Genomic DNA, 18,973 nt, shown 5'->3' on the forward strand with positions numbered 1-18,973 from the left:
CCAGTTTCATTCCGGCGCCCCGGCCAGGTACCTGCCGCCCGGAAGCGCCCGCACCAGCCCGAAGAGCTCCAGCTCGGTCAGGGCCGCCAGCGCCTGCGCGGCGGTGAGCCCTGCGCGCCCGGCGAGCGGTTCCGCGCCCTCCGGCAGATCGCCGAGCGCGGCGTAGAGGCTCCTGGCCTCCTCCGAAACCCCCAGCTCCCCGAGCGCCGCCTCTCCGGGCCGTTCGGCCGGCGGGACGGCCTCCTGCGCCACCATGAGCGGCAAAGCCTCCCCCATGGACGGGCGCGGCACCTTGCGCGGGCCGTTCAGGGGCTGCGGATTTACATCCTGTCCGGCAGCGCGGATCTTCCGCACCACCGTATGCGCGTCGATCCCGGCCGGGAACCGGCCGATATACTCCTCCAGGATGCTGTAGACGTTCAGAACGAGCTTGGCGCCGTCCTTGATGAGCCGGTTGCACCCGGTCATGCTCGGATCGAAAATCTCCCCCGGAACCGCGAAGACGTCCCGGTTCTGATCCAGTGCGTGGCGCGCGGTGTTGAGCGCGCCGCTCTGCTCGGGGGCCTGCACCACCACGACGCCCGCGGAGATGCCCGCGAGCAGCCGGTTGCGGATGTTGAAGTTGTAGCGCTGCGGGCGTTCCCCGAAGGGGAACTCGGTCATCAGCACGCCGCCCTCGTCGAGGATGCGCCGCTTGAGGCCGCGGCTTTCGCTCGGGTAGTCGATGTCGAGTCCGCAGGCGAGCAGGCCGACCGAGCGCCCGTTGGCGGCGAGCGCCCCGTCGTGGGCGGCGTAGTCGACGCCCACCGCGAGCCCGCTGGCCACGGTGCAGCCCGCCGAGGCGAGGTCGTAGGCGAGGCGTCTCGCGCACTGCTCGCCGTAATCGGTCGAGGTCCGCGTCCCCACCAGCGTGAGGACCAGCTCCTCCCGCAGGCCGCGCAGGTCGCCCAGTACATATAATACACACGGCATACCGTCGATATTTGTCAAAGCCTCGGGATAATCGGGAGAATCCGGGGTGATCACGGCGCACCCGCACCGGCGGGAGAGGCGCAGGTTCTCCTCCGCCTTCCGAAGGTCGGCCGAGCGGATGCGCTCGATCTCCTTGGGCGCGAAGATCCCCGTGGCGCGCAGCTCCTCCTCGCTCATGCGGTAGAGCTTCTCGGGCGCGCCGATCTCCCGGATCACCCGGTCCGCCTTGATGCTGCCCGCGCCGAGCGCCTCCTGCAGCCAGATCCAATAGAGGCCGTCCGCCATGCCGCGCACCCCCGAAATCAGTCTAACGGTACATTTCCCACAAAAAGACCCCCGCCGCCATCGCGGCGTTGAGCGATTCGCTGCCCGGCTCCATCGGGATGACGAGGCTTCCGGTGCAGCGGCCGATCACGCCGTCCGCCAGCCCGCCGCCCTCGTTTCCGATCACGACCGCGCAGCCGCCCTTGCCGAGCGAGACCTCCCGGAGGGTCTTCGCGTCCCGCCGCAGGGCGGCCGCCCACACGGGCACGCCCGCTTCTTTCAGCGCGTCAATCCAGCCCCCGAGGTCGTCCGTCACCGCGGCGGGCACCCGAAAGACGCCGCCCATCGACGCGCGCAGCACCTTGGGGCTGTACAGGTCGGGGCAGTCGTCCGAAAGGAGGACGCCGCCGACCCCGAACGCCGCCGCCGTGCGCAGGATGGTGCCGAGATTTCCCGGGTCCTGCAGCGAGGAAAGCAGGAGATATTTGCCGTTACTGCTTATTTTAACAGGTTGCGACCCGTTGTCAAGCATACGGAAAACGCCGAAAACGCCCTGCGGGCTGACCGACTGGGCGAGCTTGTCCGCCACGGCCGGGGTAATGCGGCAGAAGGTTTCCGCCGCGAGCGCAATGGGCGAAAGGGTGTCGAAAGCGCTCTCGAACGCCTCCTCGGTGGCGAACAGCTCGACGGGAAAATACCCCGCCGCAAACGCTTCCCCGGTGAGCTTGGCCCCCTCGGTCACGAAGAGGCGCTCCTCATACCGCGCCCTGCGGGAGCCCGCGAGCCGGACATACCGCTTGACGGAAGGGCTCTGGCGCGAAGTGATCTCCTTTTCTGCCACGGCGGGTACCTCCTTCCCCTACATACAAAAGATACGCCCGCGCGGATGCGCGCGGGCGTATGCGGTTCCTATTAAAGGGCGGCCTTCGCCTGTTCGACGAGCGCAGTGAACGCCGCGGCGTCGTTGATCGCGATCTCCGAGAGCATCTTGCGGTTGAGCTCCACGCCGGCCTTTTTGAGGCCGTTCATGAAGGTGCTGTAGTTGACGCCGTTCATGCGGCAGGCCGCGGAGATGCGGGTGATCCACAGCTGGCGGAAGTTGCGCTTTTTCTGCTTGCGGCCGATGAAGGCGTAGTTGCCCGACTTCATCACCTGCTGTTTGGCCATTTTAAAGAGCTTGCTCTTGGCGCCAAAGTAGCCTTTGGCAAGCTTCAGTGTCTTTTTCCTTCTCTTACGGGTCATCATTGCGCCCTTAACACGAGCCATATCTATTTACCTCCGTCTTATTCCGATTATTTGTAAGGAACGAGCAGCTTGATCGTCGCCACGTTGGTCTTGTCGGCGTAAGCGCCGCGGCGCAGGCGACGTTTGCTCTTGGCGGTCTTCCCGTGCCCGTTGAGCAGGTGGCTCTTGTAGGCGTGCGCACGTTTCACCTTTCCGTTCTTGGTAAGCTTAAAGCGCTTTTTGGCACCGGTGTGGGTCTTCAGCTTAGGCATTTTTGTTTCCTCCCTTAATATTGGTTGCGGGCTTCGGCGAAATAAACATCACCATGCTGCGGCCCTCGAGCTTCGGCTGTTTCTCGACGTTGCCGACCTCGGCCACCGCTTCGGTGAAACGCTTCATGATGCTCGTCCCCAGCTCGGGATGTGCCATCTCGCGGCCGCGGAATCGCAGGGACGCCTTCACCTTATCCCCGTCCTCAAGGAACTTGATGGCGCGGTTCACCTTGGTGTTGAAATCGTTGGTGTCGATGTTCAGCGAGAGGCGGACCTCCTTGATTTCGATCACCTTCTGATTTTTCCTTGCTTCCTTCTCCCGCTTCGCCTGCTCGAACTTATACTTGCCGTAGTCCATGATCTTGCAGACGGGCGGCGTGGCCTGAGGAGCGATCTTCACGAGGTCAAGGTTCTTTTCGATCGCCATGTTCTGGGCCGTCGCAAGCGGCACAACGCCGAGCTGTTCCCCCTCCGTGCCGACCAGACGCACTTCCTTGTCCCTGATCTCCTCATTGATGAGCAATTCCTTGCTGCTAATACGAAACACCTCCAAAGCCTTTTTTGCATTGCATTGAAAACGAGCGTGGGCAGAAACCGCCCACGCTCGCAAAATCAACCACAGTCTCCCCCGCAGGGGAAATCGCTATTGACCAGCCGCCCACCGGCGGCGAGGTGAGAACAGAAACTGCTCTACTTTGTTTACCGAATTATGATACCACGCGCATGCGCGGATGTCAACCCCTAAATGATGATTTCCCTGGACAGCGCGAAGGAATAGAGCACGCACTCCCTGACCGGCATGCCCAACGCGCCGCCGAGCACCTTCCGGTAGAGCTCGAGCTGCACCCGGTAGCGTTCGACCAGCTCCGCGGGCGTCCTGACATGGTCGGTCTTGTAGTCGACGATCACCGCGCCGCCGTCTTCCGCGAAGACGCAGTCGGCCACGCCCTGGACCGCCGTTTTTCCGCCCGCGTCGAAGAGGTCGGTGTACGCCCCGAGCGTCTCCCTCCCCACCTCGGCCAGAAAGCGCAGCTCCCGCCACACCCTGTCCGCCCGGAAGATGCGCCCCGCCAGCGGCGAGCGGAAGAACGCCGCGAGCTTTCCCGCGTCGATGGCGTCCGCCTCCTGCCGGGAGAGGAAGCCCTCCCGCGCCATCCGTTCGAGCTCGGCGGCGACGTCCTTTGCCGCCGCGCGGTAGTCGGAAAACTGCATGAACTTGTGGAGCGCGCTGCCACGCTGCGCGGCGGTGAGTCCCCGCTCCTGCAAAAAGGCGGGCCGTCCCGCGAAGCGGTAGCTTTTGGCGAGCTCCCCCTTGGAGATCTGCGAAACCGCCATCTTGGTGGGGATCCGCGTCTCGGGCGCGAAGGGATAGCGCCAGGCGAGCCGCCGCTCCAGCGCCCCGGTGAGCGCCGGGTCGGGCGGGGGCGGCGTCTCCTCCGTCGTCTCCCCCGCCGCGAGCGGGTCGCCCCCAACGGGCAGGACGGCGGCCGAAAACGCGGCCTGCGCCGGAACGGCGCCGGCCTCGACGCCGTACTGCGCCAGCAGTCCTGCCGCGCCGGGGTGGTGGACCGCCGCCATCAGGACCCAGTCGAGATAGCTCGCCGCGCCGCGCACCTGGTAGGGCGGCAGTTTGCCATTCCCCTCCGGCGCGCAGGCCAGCCCCGCGAGCTTCTCCCCCGGCCTGGTGAGCGTCCCGGTCAGGATGAGCCGCTGCTTGGCGCGGGTGAGCGCCACATAGAGCACCCGCAGCTCCTCCGAGAGCATCGACCGCTCGATCGCCAGCCGCAGCGCCTGCATCGGCACGGTGGAAAACTGCGTCTGCAATTTGGGGTCGCGGCGCACGCAGGCAAAGCCCAGCTCGGTGTGCAGCAGGGTCGTGCCGTTCAAATCCTGACGGTTGAACTGCTTGGCGCAGTCGCAGAGGAAGACGACGGGGAATTCCAGCCCCTTCGAGCGGTGGATGCTCATGATCCGCACGACGTCCGCCTGCTCAGACAGACTCGCCGCGGGCGCGAAGTCGCCTCCCCGCTCGATCAGCCGGTCGACGAACCCGACGAACCCCGAAAGCCCCCGGTAGCCGCTCGCGTGGTAGTCGCAGGCGTACTGCACGAGCAGCAGCAGGTTCGCGCGGCGGGAAGCGCCCATCCGCATGACCTGCGCCTTGGCAAGGCAGCCGCACTCGTCGTAGACGCGGCGGATGACCGCGTCGGCGGTCGCGCCCGCCGCGAACCGCCGCAGCCGCGCGAGCGTCCCGCAGAATTCCAGGCAGTGCGCGTCCCCCTCCCCGGCGCGCCTCTGCACCGCCGTGTAGAGGGGCGCGCGCCGGTCGGCAAGGCGGATATGCGCCATCTCGTCGGCGGTAAAGTCGAAGAGGGCGGACATCATCGCCGCCGCGAGGTCGACGTCGAGCAGGGGGTTGTCGATCACCCGCAGCAGCGCGACGACCGGCGCGACCTCCTTCGAGGTGAGAAAGCCGCTCTTCGGCTCCGCCCAGACGGGCACGCCCCTCTTTTGCAGCGCCTCCAGATAGGTCTGCGCCCGTCCGGAGGGGGAGCGCAGCAGGATGCAGACGTCCGACGGGCGGATCTTCCGCAGGGCGTCCCCCTCCGCGACGAGCTCCCCGCGCCCGAGCATCCCGGCGATCTCATCGGCGACGTAGTCCGCTTCGACCTGCGCGCGGGTCCGCTCCCCCGCGTAGCCCGTGAGGTCCAGAAGGCGCAGCCCGCATCCGGCGGGCGTCCCCTCGGGGAAGCTCCCGCCGGGGATGAGCGCCTCCTCCTCGTTGTAGTCGATCTCCCCGATCTCTTCGCTCATGAGCAGCGAAAACAAAAAGTTGACGCTCCCCGTCACCTCCGGCGCGCTGCGGAAGTTCTTCCCGAGCGTGATCTTCGCCGGGAACTGTTTGCCGTCGTAGGGGGCGTAGCGTTTTTTCTTCTCCATGAAGAGCTCGGGGCAGGCCTGGCGGAAGCGGTAGATGCTCTGCTTGACGTCCCCGACGAGGAAGAGGTTCCGCTCCTTCTGCGAGACGGCCCGGAAGATGATCTCCTGCGCCGCGTTGGTGTCCTGGAACTCGTCGACGAGCACCTCGTCGTAGCGCTCCGACACCGCCCGGGCAAGCGGGGTCTTGACGTACCCCTCCCCCGCGGGCCGCACGAGCAGCGCGATCGCGTACTGCTCCATATCGGAAAAATCCATCAGGTTTTTCTGCCGCTTCTGTTCGGTGAACGCCCGGTCGAACGCCTCCACCAGCTCGAAGAGGGTCTCCACCATCGGGCGCAGGTCGGCGACGTCCTCGGAGAACTCGGCCGCCGTGGCGCAGAACTGCCGGTCCCGCAGCGTCTCGACGATTCCCCGGACGCTCTTGCGCAGCGCCTGCGCCGCCCCCTTGCGGGGGTCGTCTCCCCGGACGGGGCGCAGCTTCTCAAAGACGAAGCTCCCCAGCCGCTTGCAGGTCCCGTCCCAGTCGCGCGCCGCGACCGATTCCCGCACCCGTTCGAGCTGCCGCAGGTCGGCACGCAGCGCGCCGCCGTAGGCGTTCGAGAGCGTCTCGTCCTCCTCCACGAGGGACAGCGCGCGCCCGCAGAGCGCGCAGGCGTGCCCGAGCGCGTCGGCGGCGTAGCCGAGGATGCACTTGCCCCAGATCGAATCGGCGACCGGCACCCCCTCATTATAATAGGAGAGCTTCGCCTCCATCCAGCCGTGGTAGAAGGGATGGGAGCGCACGAAGTCGTAGAGGGAGAAGAGGGTGGTAAAGACGCGGCTGTCGTCCCGCCCGGTGCTGAGCAGCTCGACGAGCCGGGCAAACCGCCCGCCGTCCTCCCGCGCAAAGAACTCCTCCACCACGCCGCGCGCGCAGTCCCGCCGCAGGACCTCAAGCTCCTTCTCGTCCCCCGTGCGGATGTTGGAGGCGATGCCGAGAAGCTGGAAATTCTGCCGGATGAGCTCGCTGCAAAAGGCATGGATCGTGCTGATCTGCGCCCGCCCGAGCAGCAGCTGCTGGCGGCGCAGGCGGGCGTTTTCGGGGTGTTCGGCGGCCAGCGCCGCCACCCGCGCCATGATCCGCTGCTTCATTTCGAGCGCCGCCGCGTTGGAAAAGGTCACGACGAGCAGCCGGTCGGCGTCGACCGGTTGCCCGGGGTCGAGGATGCGCCCTACCGCCCGTTCGACGAGCACCGCCGTCTTGCCCGAGCCCGCCGCCGCCGAGACGAGCACCGTCCCGCCGCGCGCCTCGATCGCGTCCCGCTGCCGGGGGGTCCACTGACGCTCAGCCATCCGCCTCATCCCCTTCCATCGCCTTGAGCGCGGCCGCGCGGTCCAGCTCCGCGAGCTTTCTCACCGCGTCGGAATCCTCATGCCCGCAGACCGCGTGGTAGTCGCACCAGTCGCACGGCCGGTAGTCGCTCAGCCCGTCGACCGGCGCCGCGTCGATCTTCCCGCCCGCGAGGCTGTCCGCCAGCTCAATGAGCAGCCGCTCGACCTGCCGCCGGATGGTCCCCATCTGTTCGAGGGTGGCGAGCTGGCTGTGCGCGTCGAAGGAGCCGTCCTTTTTCGTCCTGACGGGAATATAGAGCCCCGCGAGGCCCGGCTCCATCGCCGAGAGGACCTCCCGGTCCTCGAGCAGGATGCCGTTCATCCGCAGGCGTTTCTGCTGTTCCGCGCGCACCTCGCCCTCCGTGGCGCCCCGCTCCGCCGAAACGACGCTGTCGCGCGCGGGCATGTAGAGCACGCCCGCCGGGACCGCGCCGCCCCCGGGCGCGTTCTCGCAGATCGAAAAGAGGTAGATGAGCATCTGCATGTTGAGCCCGTAACAGACGTCCGAGAGGTTGAAGCTCTTGTGTCCCGATTTGTAGTCGACGACCCGCACATAGCGGACCCCCTCCCGCTCGAGGACGTCCATCCGGTCAACGATCCCCTCGACGATCACCCGCGTGCCGTCCGGGGCGCACAGGTCGAGGGGCTTCATCTCCGCTTCGAGATTGATCGGCAGCTCGAAGGCCGCCGGCTCAAACTCGCTCTGGGCGAATTCCATCGCCAGCCGCCGCAGCAGCCGCACAAGGGTGCCCACCAGCCGCCGGAAGAGGTACCGGAAGCGCGCGGGCATCTCGTCTAGGTTTGCGATCTTGGCGGAGAGGTCCGTCTCGATGATCTCGGTGACCTCCCGCTCCAGCCGCGCGTCGTCGAGCGCGGAAAGCCCCCGCCCGCCGTATTTTCTCACCATCTTTTCGAGCACGAGGTGAATGAGGGAGCCCGACTCGATCGGGTTGAACTCCACCCTGCGGCGGGGGCTGATCCGCAGGCCCGCCTTGCAGAAATAGGAAAACGGGCACTGGTAATACTGCTCGGCGCGCGACGGGGAGATGCGCACCTGCGCGCCGAAGAGGGCGCGCGCCGCCGCGCGGTCGTTCAGGGAAAATCCCCTCGTCCCGGCGCACCGCGCGAGCGCCTCCATCCGCGCGGGCTCCCGCGCGGAAAACCACGCGCGCAGGGACGCCTCGGCGGGCGTCCGTTCCCGCCAGCCGCGCGCCAGCTCGTCAAAGGCGGTGCGCTCGTTGGCCACCCGCCCGAGCGGCCCCTCAAGAGAGGACTCCACCGGGCATCCGGTCAGCGCGCGCACCCGGTCAAGCGCGGACGAAGGGGCGAGCGCCGCCCCCGCCGTATCCCGCAGCGGCCAGCTGACGCACAGCCGCTCGGACGCCTGCGTGAGCGCGAAATAGACATAATACCGCTCGAAGAGCGCCGTCTGTCCCGGCGTGCGCAGCAGGTCGACCCCGCGCGCCTTGAGCAGGTCGCGCTCGGCGGCGGAAAAGATGCCCGCCGACGTCTCCCAGCGCGGGAAGACCCCCTCGTTGAAGCCGATCACAAAGGCGGCGCGCGGACTGTCCGGCCGGATGCGGTCGGCCGCGCCGACGATCACCTGGTCGATCGTCTGGGGGATGAGCCCGATGTCGGCGGCGGAAATCCCCATGCGCAGCAGATCGATCAGCCGCCCAAGCGGCAGGCGCACGTCGGCGAGCGCCCCGCCGAACACGTCGAGCAGCCCGAGCAGCGCCTCCCACACCTGCGCGGACATCTCGAGGAAGCGTTTCTGCTCCCCCTCCTCCATCCCGGTTGCGGCCTCCTGAAGGTGCTCCGCCGCCTTCACCCGCTCGAGCCACCCGAACGCCGCCGCGGCAAAACCGCGCCCGTCGCAGTCGGCAAGCTCGCGCCGCAGCGTCACGAGCGGGCCGGCCAGCTTTCGGCGGGTCTCGTTGATCCGCCCCAGCCGTTCCGCCTGCTCCTCGGTGAAGCCCTCCGACATCCCGTCGGGGTTGTTGGTGAAGTCCGCCCGCCACGCCGCGCCCGAGGCCCCCCAGACGAAGCAGTAGTTCTCCAGTTCCCCCGCTTCGGCCGGGCCGATGCCGGTGACGCAGTTTTTGGCGAGCGCGAGCAGGTGTTCGGAATCGAACCCGCTGCGCGCCGCGTCGAGCGCGGCCAGCAGCCCCGCCGCGAACGGGTGCACCTGGATATCTGCCCGCAGATCGGCGAAGAAGGGGATCTCATAGCGCGTGAAGACCGTCTCGAGCGGCACGAGGTAGCGGTCGAGGTCCCGCCCGATCACCGCGATGTCGCGGTAGCGGCAGCCCTCCTCCCGCACGAGCGCGCAGATGCGCGAGGCGACGAACTCCAGCTCGTCGTAGAGGTCCTCGCACGCGGCGAGCTTCACCCCCTCATGCGTTTCGCACCCCTCGGGCGCGGCGTCGGAAAAGGCTACGGCGATGTGCGCGAGCGCCGGCCGCGCGAACCGCCGGGGCTCCCGCAGGACGACCGGCGCCGCGACGGGGACCCCCGCCGCCTTCGCGTCGCGCACCAGCCGGTTGGCGGTCTGCGCGGCCGCGGCGAACGCGCCCGTCTCGTCGGCGCAGGAAAGGCCGTCGCAGGGCAGCGCCGCCCACACCGCCGGGCTCCCCTCCAGAATCCGTCCGAGCAGCTTCCACTCCGCGCCCATGAACGCCATGAACCCGTCGATAAAGACGCTGTACTCCGCGAAGAACCCCCGCCCCTCGAGCTTCCGGCAGGCGCGGCGCAGGCTGTCGTCCGGGTCGCAGTAGCCGCGCTCGATCAGCGCCTGGTAGGCGTCGAAGATGAGCGCCACGTCGGAGAGCTTGTCCCGCAGGTCCTCCGACGCGTCCGCCGCCGCGGCGCGCAGTGTTTCGGGGTCCGCGCCCGCGGTCTTGAGCTCGCCGACCGCCTCGCACATCGTGGCGGCGAACGCCGCGCCCGAGACGTTTTTGCGGTAGGCGCGCAGCTCCCCGCCGATCTCGCCGAGCGCGACGCTCATGAGCAGCACCTTGGCCGTCTCGTCGAGGTGCACCCCCGCCAGCCCTCCGTACTCCCGGAAAATCCGGTCGCAGAGGCGTGTAAAGCTCAGCACCTCCACAGACAGCGCGTCCTTCGCGCCGAGCCTCCGGTAGAGGGCCTTCTCGCTCTCGAACGAATACTGCTCGGGCACCAGCAGGACCGCCTTTCCGCCGCCGCGCACGCACTCCGCGATCTTCTCGTGCAGCAGCGCCGTCTTGCCGGTGCCGGCCGCGCCCAGGATCAGATGCAGCATCCGCTCCACCTCCATTCATGCTTCCTATTCTACCACAATCCCCGCCCGGCGGACAAGCGGGCGGGGATTTTTCCCGCCCGCGCCTTTTCCCCGGAAATGCCGTGCCCGGCGGGCATGGAAACGGCCCGGAAGGAAATTCCTTCCGGGCCGCGAGTCCGGGCCGCCTCTCAGAGGCTCATGCCCAGCTTGATGGCGCGCATGTTCGGCTCGAGCAGGTGCTGCTTTTTGGGCGGCACGCACTTGGCCACGGCCGCCTCGACCGTCTCCAGCGACGCGAATTTCGCCTCCTGTAGGACCTTGCCGAGCAGGATGTTGTTGGAGAGCCCCTTGAGGCCCTCGGAATCCGCCTTTTCGGTGGCGGGGACGTAGAAGCAGCTGATGTCGGTGCGGTCGCTCTTCTTGGCGATGAGCGAGCTGTCCACCACGGCGATGCCGCCCGGGGCGACCTTGTCGATGAACTTGTCGTAGGAGGGCAGGTTCATCGCGACGAGCACGTCGGGGTTGAGCACCAGCGGGGAACCGATCGGCTCGTCGGAGATGCACACCGAGCAGTTGGCGGTGCCGCCGCGCATCTCGGGCCCATAGGAGGGCAGCCAAGAGACGTATTGATCCTCGATGAGCCCGGAATAGGCCATGATCTTTCCGGCGAACAGGACGCCCTGGCCGCCGAAGCCTGCGAGCAGGATACTCAGCATTACGGACGCACCCCCTTCTCCGTCTTATCGGTGTAGACGCCCAGCGGGTAGTAGGGCATCATGTTGTCACGCAGCCACTGGAGCGCCTCCGAGGGGGTAAGGCCCCAGTTGGTCGGGCAGGCGGAGAGCACCTCGACGATCGAGAAGCCCTTCTTTTCCACCTGGCATTTGAACGCCTTCTTGATCGCGGCGCCCGCCTTGCGGATGTTGGGGACGCTGTCCACCGAGACGCGCTCGGCGTAGGCCACGCCGTCGAGGGTGGAGAGCATCTCGCACACATGGATCGGGAAGCCGGAGTAGGACACGTCGCGGCCGTAGGGGGTCGTCTGGGTGACCTGCCCGGGCAGGGTGGTCGGGGCCATCTGGCCGCCGGTCATGCCGTAGATCGCGTTGTTGACGAAGATGATCGTGATGTTTTCGCCGCGGGTCGCGGAGTGGACCGTCTCGGCGGTGCCGATGGCGGCGAGGTCGCCGTCGCCCTGGTAGGTGAAGACGACGCTGTCGGGCAGCGAACGCTTGACGCCCGTCGCGATCGCGGGGGCGCGGCCGTGCGCGGCCTCGATCATGTCGCAGCCGAAATAGTTGTACGCCATGACCGAGCAGCCGACCGGCGCGATGCCGATCGTGCGGCCTTCGATATCGAGCTCGTCGAGCGCCTGCGCGACCAGCTTATGGATGATGCCGTGGGTGCAGCCGGGGCAATAGTGGGTGCTGACATCCAGCAGCGCGTGGGGTCTTTGATAGACGACGGCCATTACCGGTCACCTCCTGCCATTTTTTCGATTTCGGAGAGCACCTCGGCGGGGGTCGGGATGACGCCGCCGGTGCGTCCGAAGAAGGACACGGGCGCCCTGCCGTTCACGGCGATGCGCACGTCGTCCACCATCTGGCCCATGCTCATCTCGACGCTCAAAAACGCCTTTGCGCCGCGCTCGGCCGCCTTTTCGATCGGCGCGTACGGATACGGCCAGAGGGTCAGCGGGCGGATGAGACCGACCTTGATCCCCTTTTCCCGCGCGGAGTTGACCGAGCTGCGGACGATGCGGGAGGTCGCGCCGTAGGCGACGACGACGTATTCCGCGTCCTCCATGAGGTACTCCTCGCAGCGGGTGTGCTTCGCCTTGACCTCCTCATAGCGCTGGAAGCGCTCGAGGATTTTGGCTTCCAGCTCCTCCGGCTGGAGGTAGAGGGAGTTGACGATGTGGTGGGCGCGCTTGTGCTGGTGGCCGCTGGTCGACCAGCCGCTCTTGTCGTAGGTCTTGACCTGCTTTTCGGGGAAGGAGATCGGCTCCATCATCTGGCCGAGCATCCCGTCCGCAAGGATCATCGCGGGCATGCGGTAGCAGTCGGCGAGGTCGAACGCGTCAAACACCATGTCGACCATCTCCTGGATGGAGGAGGGGGCGAAGACGAGCACATGCAGGTCGCCGTGGCCGGGGGCGCGGGTGGCCTGCCAGTAGTCGGCCTGGGAGGGCTGGATGCCGCCGAGCCCCGGGCTTCCGCGCTGGACGTTGACGATCAGGCAGGGCAGGTCGGAGCCCGCCAGGTAGGAGATCCCCTCCGATTTGAGGGAGATGCCCGGGGAGGAGGAGGAGGTCATGGCGCGCACGCCCGCGGAGGCCGCGCCGTAGACCATGTTGATTGCGGCGATCTCCGACTCCGCCTGCATATATGTACCGCCGATCTTGGGCATCTTTTTGGCCATATACGCCGCGACTTCCGTCTGCGGGGTGATGGGGTAGCCGAAGAAATGGTGGCAGCCCGCCTGGATCGCCGCTTCCGCGAGCGCCTCATTCCCCTTCATTAACATTTTTTGCGTGGATGACATAACTTCACTGCCTTTCGTGGATCAATTCTGTTTGAGGCCGCTATTTCTCAACGGTAATTGCACAGTCGGGGCACATCGTCGCGCACATCGCGCAGCCGATGCAGCTCTCCATATCCGTCACGGTAGCGGGATGGTACCCTTTTCCGTTCAGTACCGATTTATCCAGAAAAACGATCTTCTTCGGGCAGACTTCCACACACAGGCCGCAGCCTTTACAGATGTCACGGTTCACCGTCATCTTTGCCATTGAAAACACCTCCTTAACTCTATACCGCCGTGGGGCCTCTAGACTTCCCACGGTTTTTTTACATAAATATCCACCGGATAGATCTCCCGGCCGGGCAGCTTCTCCCCCACCCCGGCGGCGAGCTTTTTCCACGCCGTCGTGCAGAGCACGGGGATGCCGTACCGACGCGCCGTCTCCTCAGCGTATCCCGCCGACGAAACGATGTCGTCCGCCGTCGTGATGTCCGCGAGGTTGGAGTTGTTGACCACCGCCGTCACCTCCAGCCGGGCCTTCCGCTCGATCTCCCCGAGGATCTCGGCGGCCTCCTCGCTCGTCCGGGTGAGATAGCGGTAGGCGTTCACGACGTAGAGCACGTCGCATCCGCCCGCCTCTCTGATCATGGCGCTGTAGCGGCCGAGCGCGGCCGCGCCCGCGTCGTCGCCGCCCACGTCGATCACCAGCGTCTTATCCGATTCGATGACGGCGTCCAGGCGCCCGTCAAGGGCGGGCACGTCGAGGTTGGACCGCGCGTAGACGGGCGCGATCAGCCCGATCCCCTTCTCCTCCAGCAGCGCGCCGAAATCGGCGCTGCGGAAATAGGGGTTTACAATGTCGAGGTCGACGAGGATTACGTCCCGGCCGGCGGCCTTCAGGTCCACCGCGAGGTTGACCGAAAAATTGGTCTTCCCGCTGCCGTAGTGGCCGACGACCACGACGATCCGTTTGAGATTGGTCAGCATAGGCGCTCCCTTCTGCGAAAGCGTTAAGTTTGATTATAGCATTCTGCATGATTATTCACAAGGCAACGAAAGAATTTCCAGCTTTTCCACAAATGCGCTTTAAAATACTGCATCAATAAAGTATGAAATGTACAAAACCGGTTCATGCAAAAGCAACTGGAAAAAGTATATAAAAAAACCTTCCCGCAATCCGGGAAGGTCGTGAAAATCGTCCCTAAATTGCTACTTTTTCTTCTTTGCGGACAGTACGACATAGATAATAATAAGGATTACGGATACCACAAGAAGCCCGCCCATAATCGGCAGGAGCATCCCGGAACCGTCGCCCGTATTCGGAATGAGCGCGAAAGAAGGGGTAGCGAGGCAGACCGCACAGCAAAGCGCGGCCAGCATCGAAGCGATTCTCTTGGAAATCCGGTTGAACATATGCCAAAAGCCTCCGAAAAGGTAGTAAAGACTGCATTGCCCTGATAGATTCTAATTATACGCATATTTTCCCCGCTGTCAACAGAAATTCTGCAACTTTTGAAATCCGCCCTTGCATTGGATTGGGGAATTTTGTATAATAATGGGTAAGTTTTGCAGCTCATCACTGCGGCAATGAGCAAAAGCGCCCCATCCGACATCCAAGCACGAAAATGAGGAGGAACCGCCATGCAGCTTGACATCGGCATCCTGATCGCATTCATCATCTATTTCGCCCTGATGGTGTGGATCGGCTTCTATTTCTACCGCAAGTCCAACAACATCTCCGACTATTTCCTCGGAGGCCGGAGCCTCGGGAGCTGGGTCACCGCGCTGAGCGCGCAGGCCTCCGACATGTCCGGCTGGCTGCTGCTCGGGCTTCCCGCCGCGGCCTTCTGGTCGGGGCTCTCCGCCGCGTGGATCGCCATCGGCCTCGCGCTCGGCACCTATTTCAACTGGAAGCTCGTCGCCGTGCGCCTGCGCAAGTTCACCTACGTCGCCGACGACTCGATCACCATCCCGCAGTATCTGCAAAACCGCTTTTGCAGCAAGTCCACCGCGATCCGCAGCGTCTGCGCGGTGATCATCTTCGTCTTTTTCCTCGTCTACACCGCCTCCGCCTTCAGCACCGGCGCGAAACTCTTCCAGTATGTCTTCCACTTCGACTACGTCGTGGCGCTGACCGTCGGCGCGGTCATCATCATCTCCTACACCTTCCTCGGCGGCTTTTTGGCCGCCTGCTGGACCGACTTCATCCAGGGGATGCTGATGTTCGCCGCGCTCATCATCGTGCCGGTCGCCGCCGCCTTCACCACCTCGGGCATCTCCCCCGAGCTGATCGCGGGCTTCGGAGGCTCCAACTACCTCAACCTCTTCGCCGACGCGTCCGGCAGGGTCGCGCTCGTCACGATCGTCTCCGGCCTCGTCTGGGGCCTCGGGTACTTCGGCATGCCGCACATCCTTGTGCGCTTCATGGCGATCAAGGACAGCTCGATGATCAAAAAGAGCCGCATCATCGCGATGGTCTGGGTGCTCATCTCCCTTTGCGCGGCCGTCTTCGTCGGCATCGTGGGCATCGCCTTCCTCGGCGGGCGGGGCGTCTACGCCGACGTGGGCGCGGCGGAGGTCATCTTCATGGACCTCGTCACCCGCCTCTTCCCCGGCTTCATCGCGGGCATCCTGCTCTCCGCCATCCTCGCCGCCGCGATGAGCACCGCCGATTCCCAGCTGCTTGTCGCCGCCTCCGCGGTCTCCAACGACTTCTACAAGGCGCTCTTCCGCAAGAACGCCTCCGACAGGGAACTCATGTGGGTCTCCCGCACCGCCGTCATGGTGATCGCCGTCGTCGCCTACCTGCTCGCGCTCGATCCGAACAGCTCGGTCATGGGGCTCGTCTCCTATGCGTGGGCGGGCTTTGGCTCCTCCTTCGGGCCGGTCATCCTGCTCTCCCTCTTCTGGAAGCGGCTGACCATGAAGGGCGCGGTCGCCGGCATGGTGGTCGGCGGGCTGACCGTCGTGCTGTGGGAAAACGTCCCCGTGCTGGCGGGCACCGGGCTCTACTCCCTCGCCCCCGGCTTCGCCCTCGCGCTCGCCGTGATCGTGGCCGTCTCCCTCCTCGACAGGGAGCCCTCCAAAGAGGTCCAGGACCTCTTCGAGCGCGCGAAGGCCGCGCGGATCTGACTTCACAAAAGCCCCGGGAACGCGGCGCGTTCCCGGGGCTTTTTCTCTGTTTTTCCGCTCAGTAGCCGAGCTGCTCGCCGACGATAATCACCTTGACGCGGCCCTTCACCTTCTGCTGGGACATCACGACATAGTCGCAGCAGATGCGGTCGTCGCTGTGGCAGTCGCGGCAGATGCCGAGCACCTTGCAGGGGGTGCGCCGGTCGAGGCGGGTCGCGTTGGCGGGCGCGGCGGTGTCCCGCATGCGCACCCGCGCCGCCTCGAGGTCGGGCACGATCTTGTTGTAGCCCACGACGACAATCACGCTTTTGGGGCCGTAGATCATCGCGGCCACGCGGTTGCCGATGCCGTCGACGTTATAGAGCTCCCCCGCCTCGGTGACGGCGTTGCTGCTGCAAAAATAGGTGTCGCAGGAGAACGCCTCCCGCTGGATCTTTTCGGGGTCCGCGCCCTTCGCCTCCCGGTCGAGGCAGCGGTAGGCCCCCGAGCGCAGCAGCTCCTTGATCCCGCTCTCCGCGAGGGTCATCGAGCCGCCCCATGAGACCGACTGTCCCTCGGGGCAGAGCTCCTTCACGAGCGCGACCGCCTCCGCGCAGGTCTTGACATAGTAGGCGTCCATCTTGTTGTTTTGCAGATTGCCGATCGTCCGGTTGATCTTCTTTTCGAGTACCGCGCTGACATTTGCGTCCATGCTACCCCTCCGTCCAGCTTGTTGGTCCACTTTTATTTTACCGCGCCCGCCGCCGCATTGCAATCGCCGGGGCCAAAGAAAAAGGGCTCGAGGTCGGCCGGGGACTCCGCCACGTAGCAGCAGCCCAGCTCCTCCGCCTGTTCCGGAAGGAGCCCGAAGCCGTAGGCCGCCCCGACAAAATCGATCCCCGCCGTGATCGCGCCGTCCGCGTCGTAGACCGAGTCCCCGATGAGCACGACGCGGGACTTGTCCGTCCAACCGAGCCGGTCGAGCGCGGTTTCGATGATGTCCTTCTTGGTGATCGCGCCCTTCTCGTCGTTACGGTTGCCGATGCAGGTGTCGATCAGGTGGTCGATCCCGAGGTATTCCAGCAGGTGCCGGGCGGTCTTTTCGGGCTTGAGGGTCGCGACGCCCGTTTTGATTCCCCGCTCCCGCAGACGGCCGAGCAGTTCGGGCAGCCCGTCGTACACCTTCGAGAGGTAGCAGCCCCCCGCCTCGTAGTCCTCCCGGAAGAGCCACACCGCCTTTTCCGCGTCCTCGTCCGACATGCCGGTGTAGGTCTTGAGGGAGTAGACGATCGGCGGGCCGATAAACTTGCGCAGGACCTCTTCGCCGGGCACCGGGCGGCCCATCCGCTCGAACATCCGGCCAAGCGACCGGAAGAGGCCGGGCGAGCTGTCCACGAGCGTCCCGTCAAAGTCCCAGAGCACCACCTGATATTTCATCCGCTTCATCCTATCTGCTGCCGCAATATTTTTGATCAGCACCAGTATACCATACGCGCCCCGCCGAAATCAATCGGGGGCGGCGCGCAAAACCGGCCCCGGCATAAGCCGGGGCCGGTTTTCGCATTCTCTTTTTCCGGGCGTTTCAGAAGCTGCGGCCGGAGCCGCCGCCGCCGAAGCCGCCTCCACCGCCGGAGAAGCCGCCCCCGCCGCCGAAGCCGCCGCCTCCGGAAAACCCGCCTCCGCCGCCGAACCCGCCGCCGAAGAAGCCCCCGATGAACGGCCCGCCGTGGAAGTCGTCGTCGTCCCAATGCCGGCGCCCGCGGTGACGGCCGCCGCGCATGAAGAGCATCACGACCGCGATCATGACAAAGAAGACCACGAGCGCCCCGGCGAAGTTTCCCTCGCGGGAATCCTCCCCATAGTCGCGCGGCTCGTAACCGGGCAGCGCCTCGAGACCGTACTCCACCATCGTCTCGGAGAGCAGGGCGCTGTAGAGCTCGCGGGTCCCCGCGTCAAAGTCGCCCGCCTTGTAGCTCTCGAGCGCGTAGGCGTCGATCATGCGGCCGACCTTCGCGTCGTTGAGCGCGCCCTCCAGACCCCGCCCCACCTCGACGCGGATCTCCCCGTCGTCGGGCGCGAGCAGAAGGAGCAGGCCGTTGTCCTTCTCCCCGTCGCCGATGCCCCACTGGCGGCCCACGTTCAGCGCGTAGGACGCCGGGTCCTCGCCGTCGAGCGACCGCACCGTCAGCACGACGATCTGCGCGCCCGTCTCCTGCGCAAGGGAGGCGGACTGCTCCATGATATACGCTTTGGTATCCGGCGAAAGCACGCCGGCATAGTCGTTTACAAAGAAGTCGCTGGTCGGGCTCGGATAGGCGGCGCCGCAGAGCGCCGCCGCCACAAGCAGGAGCGCCGCGAGAATGGCTGCTGTCTTTTTCATGCCCGTCCCTCTCCGCTTACGCGTCGAAATTCACGTCCGGCGCAGACTGCGCCGACTCGGGCGCGGTGAAGTACTCCGCCTTCTCGAATCCGAACATGCCGGCGACCAGGCGGTTCGGGAAGGTGATGATCCTGCTGTTGTAGCTCTTGACCGCGTCGTTGTAGTCGTTGCGCGCGACCGAGATGCGGTTCTCGGTGCCCGCGAGCTCATCCATCAGCGAGATATACCCCTGGCTCGACTGGATCTCCGGATAGTTCTCCACGACCATCAGCAGCCGGGAGAGCGCGCTGGAGAGATTGTCGTTGGCCGCGGCCAGCTCCTCCATCCCCATGCCCTGCGCGCCCGCCAGCTGCGCGCGCGCCTCGGTGACGCTGTCGATGACCGACTGCTCCTGCGCCGCCAGCCCCTTGACCGTGTTGACGAGGTTGGGGATCAGGTCGGCCCTGCGCTGAAGCTGGGTCTGGATCGCCGCCTGCTGGGTGTCGACGTTTTCGCGCGCCGCGGCGATGCCGTTATACCCCCCGACAAGGGAGACGCCGATGATCACGATGATCGCGAGGACCGCGATCAGGACGACCACGCCGGTAGACATTTTTTTCATCTTATCGTTCCTTTCTTTTGGCCTGCCACCATCCTAGCACAACCCGGCGTCCCGTA

At 65.7% G+C, this 18,973-nt stretch carries 18 protein-coding genes; 1 reads left to right on the forward strand and 17 read right to left on the reverse strand.

Translation table 11 applies throughout. The annotated features are described in order from the left end of the window. Positions 1-6: 6 nt before the first annotated feature. The 13 genes from dprA to C1A13_RS15005 all read right to left on the reverse strand — a co-directional run bounded on the left by dprA (position 7) and on the right by C1A13_RS15005 (position 14,238). Entirely contained in the window at positions 7-1,257 is a 1,251-nt protein-coding gene (dprA, locus tag C1A13_RS08160) for a DNA-processing protein DprA (RefSeq protein WP_101550908.1), read from the reverse strand. A gap of 22 nt (positions 1,258-1,279) precedes the next feature. Further along, entirely contained in the window at positions 1,280-2,077 is a 798-nt protein-coding gene (locus C1A13_RS08165; protein ID WP_101550910.1) for a TrmH family RNA methyltransferase, read from the reverse strand. Between the two features lie 71 nt (positions 2,078-2,148). Further along, positions 2,149-2,502, reverse strand: coding sequence for a 50S ribosomal protein L20 (gene rplT / locus C1A13_RS08170; protein WP_101550913.1), 354 nt, complete (start codon positions 2,500-2,502; stop codon positions 2,149-2,151). 26 nt (positions 2,503-2,528) lie between these two features. After that, complete coding sequence (gene rpmI, locus C1A13_RS08175; RefSeq protein WP_101550915.1) at positions 2,529-2,732, reverse strand: 50S ribosomal protein L35; 204 nt, start codon at positions 2,730-2,732, stop codon at positions 2,529-2,531. Then, positions 2,725-3,279, reverse strand: coding sequence for a translation initiation factor IF-3 (infC, locus tag C1A13_RS08180; RefSeq protein WP_207654186.1), 555 nt, complete (start codon positions 3,277-3,279; stop codon positions 2,725-2,727). Before infC ends, rpmI begins: the two co-directional genes overlap by 8 nt. Before the next feature lie 194 nt (positions 3,280-3,473). Then, positions 3,474-7,004, reverse strand: coding sequence for a helicase-exonuclease AddAB subunit AddA (addA, locus tag C1A13_RS08185; RefSeq protein WP_172439217.1), 3,531 nt, complete (start codon positions 7,002-7,004; stop codon positions 3,474-3,476). Beyond that, entirely contained in the window at positions 6,997-10,323 is a 3,327-nt protein-coding gene (locus C1A13_RS08190) for a PD-(D/E)XK nuclease family protein (RefSeq protein WP_172439218.1), read from the reverse strand. Before C1A13_RS08190 ends, addA begins: the two co-directional genes overlap by 8 nt. 167 nt (positions 10,324-10,490) lie before the next feature. Beyond that, complete coding sequence (locus C1A13_RS08195; protein ID WP_101550923.1) at positions 10,491-11,018, reverse strand: 2-oxoacid:acceptor oxidoreductase family protein; 528 nt, start codon at positions 11,016-11,018, stop codon at positions 10,491-10,493. Continuing rightward, complete coding sequence (locus C1A13_RS08200) at positions 11,018-11,773, reverse strand: thiamine pyrophosphate-dependent enzyme (protein ID WP_101550925.1); 756 nt, start codon at positions 11,771-11,773, stop codon at positions 11,018-11,020. The genes C1A13_RS08195 and C1A13_RS08200 overlap by 1 nt, the downstream gene beginning before the upstream one ends. Further along, positions 11,773-12,846 (reverse strand): 3-methyl-2-oxobutanoate dehydrogenase subunit VorB, encoded by a 1,074-nt coding sequence (locus tag C1A13_RS08205; RefSeq protein WP_101550927.1) that lies wholly within the window; start codon positions 12,844-12,846, stop codon positions 11,773-11,775. Before C1A13_RS08205 ends, C1A13_RS08200 begins: the two co-directional genes overlap by 1 nt. Positions 12,847-12,886: 40 nt before the next feature. After that, positions 12,887-13,093 (reverse strand): 4Fe-4S binding protein, encoded by a 207-nt coding sequence (locus tag C1A13_RS08210; protein ID WP_101550929.1) that lies wholly within the window; start codon positions 13,091-13,093, stop codon positions 12,887-12,889. 38 nt (positions 13,094-13,131) lie between these two features. Further along, positions 13,132-13,812: a hypothetical protein gene (locus C1A13_RS08215; protein ID WP_101550931.1), complete on the reverse strand. Its 681-nt coding sequence runs from the start codon at positions 13,810-13,812 to the stop codon at positions 13,132-13,134. A gap of 222 nt (positions 13,813-14,034) precedes the next feature. Next, entirely contained in the window at positions 14,035-14,238 is a 204-nt protein-coding gene (locus C1A13_RS15005) for a hypothetical protein (protein WP_101550933.1), read from the reverse strand. 228 nt (positions 14,239-14,466) lie between these two features. On the opposite strand from C1A13_RS15005, the gene putP reads away from it, so the two are divergent. Next, positions 14,467-15,957: a sodium/proline symporter PutP gene (gene putP, locus C1A13_RS08225; protein ID WP_101550935.1), complete on the forward strand. Its 1,491-nt coding sequence runs from the start codon at positions 14,467-14,469 to the stop codon at positions 15,955-15,957. A gap of 58 nt (positions 15,958-16,015) precedes the next feature. Here the strand turns inward: putP and C1A13_RS08230 are convergent, their stop codons facing one another. The 4 genes from C1A13_RS08230 to C1A13_RS08245 all read right to left on the reverse strand — a co-directional run bounded on the left by C1A13_RS08230 (position 16,016) and on the right by C1A13_RS08245 (position 18,917). Further along, a complete protein-coding gene (locus C1A13_RS08230; protein WP_101550937.1) occupies positions 16,016-16,648 on the reverse strand; it encodes a lactate utilization protein in 633 nt (210 codons plus the stop codon). A 32-nt stretch (positions 16,649-16,680) separates the two neighbouring features. Then, entirely contained in the window at positions 16,681-17,373 is a 693-nt protein-coding gene (locus C1A13_RS08235) for an HAD hydrolase-like protein (RefSeq protein ID WP_172439219.1), read from the reverse strand. A gap of 145 nt (positions 17,374-17,518) precedes the next feature. Next, positions 17,519-18,316, reverse strand: coding sequence for a TPM domain-containing protein (locus C1A13_RS15010; protein WP_101550942.1), 798 nt, complete (start codon positions 18,314-18,316; stop codon positions 17,519-17,521). A 16-nt stretch (positions 18,317-18,332) separates the two neighbouring features. Continuing rightward, on the reverse strand, positions 18,333-18,917 hold the full coding sequence (locus C1A13_RS08245; protein WP_199724006.1) for a LemA family protein: 585 nt from the start codon (positions 18,915-18,917) through the stop codon (positions 18,333-18,335). Positions 18,918-18,973: the final 56 nt, after the last annotated feature.

Origin of the sequence: Anaerotruncus massiliensis (ex Togo et al. 2026) (assembly GCF_900199635.1) — a bacterium.
GTDB lineage: Bacteria > Bacillota > Clostridia > Oscillospirales > Ruminococcaceae > Anaerotruncus > Anaerotruncus massiliensis.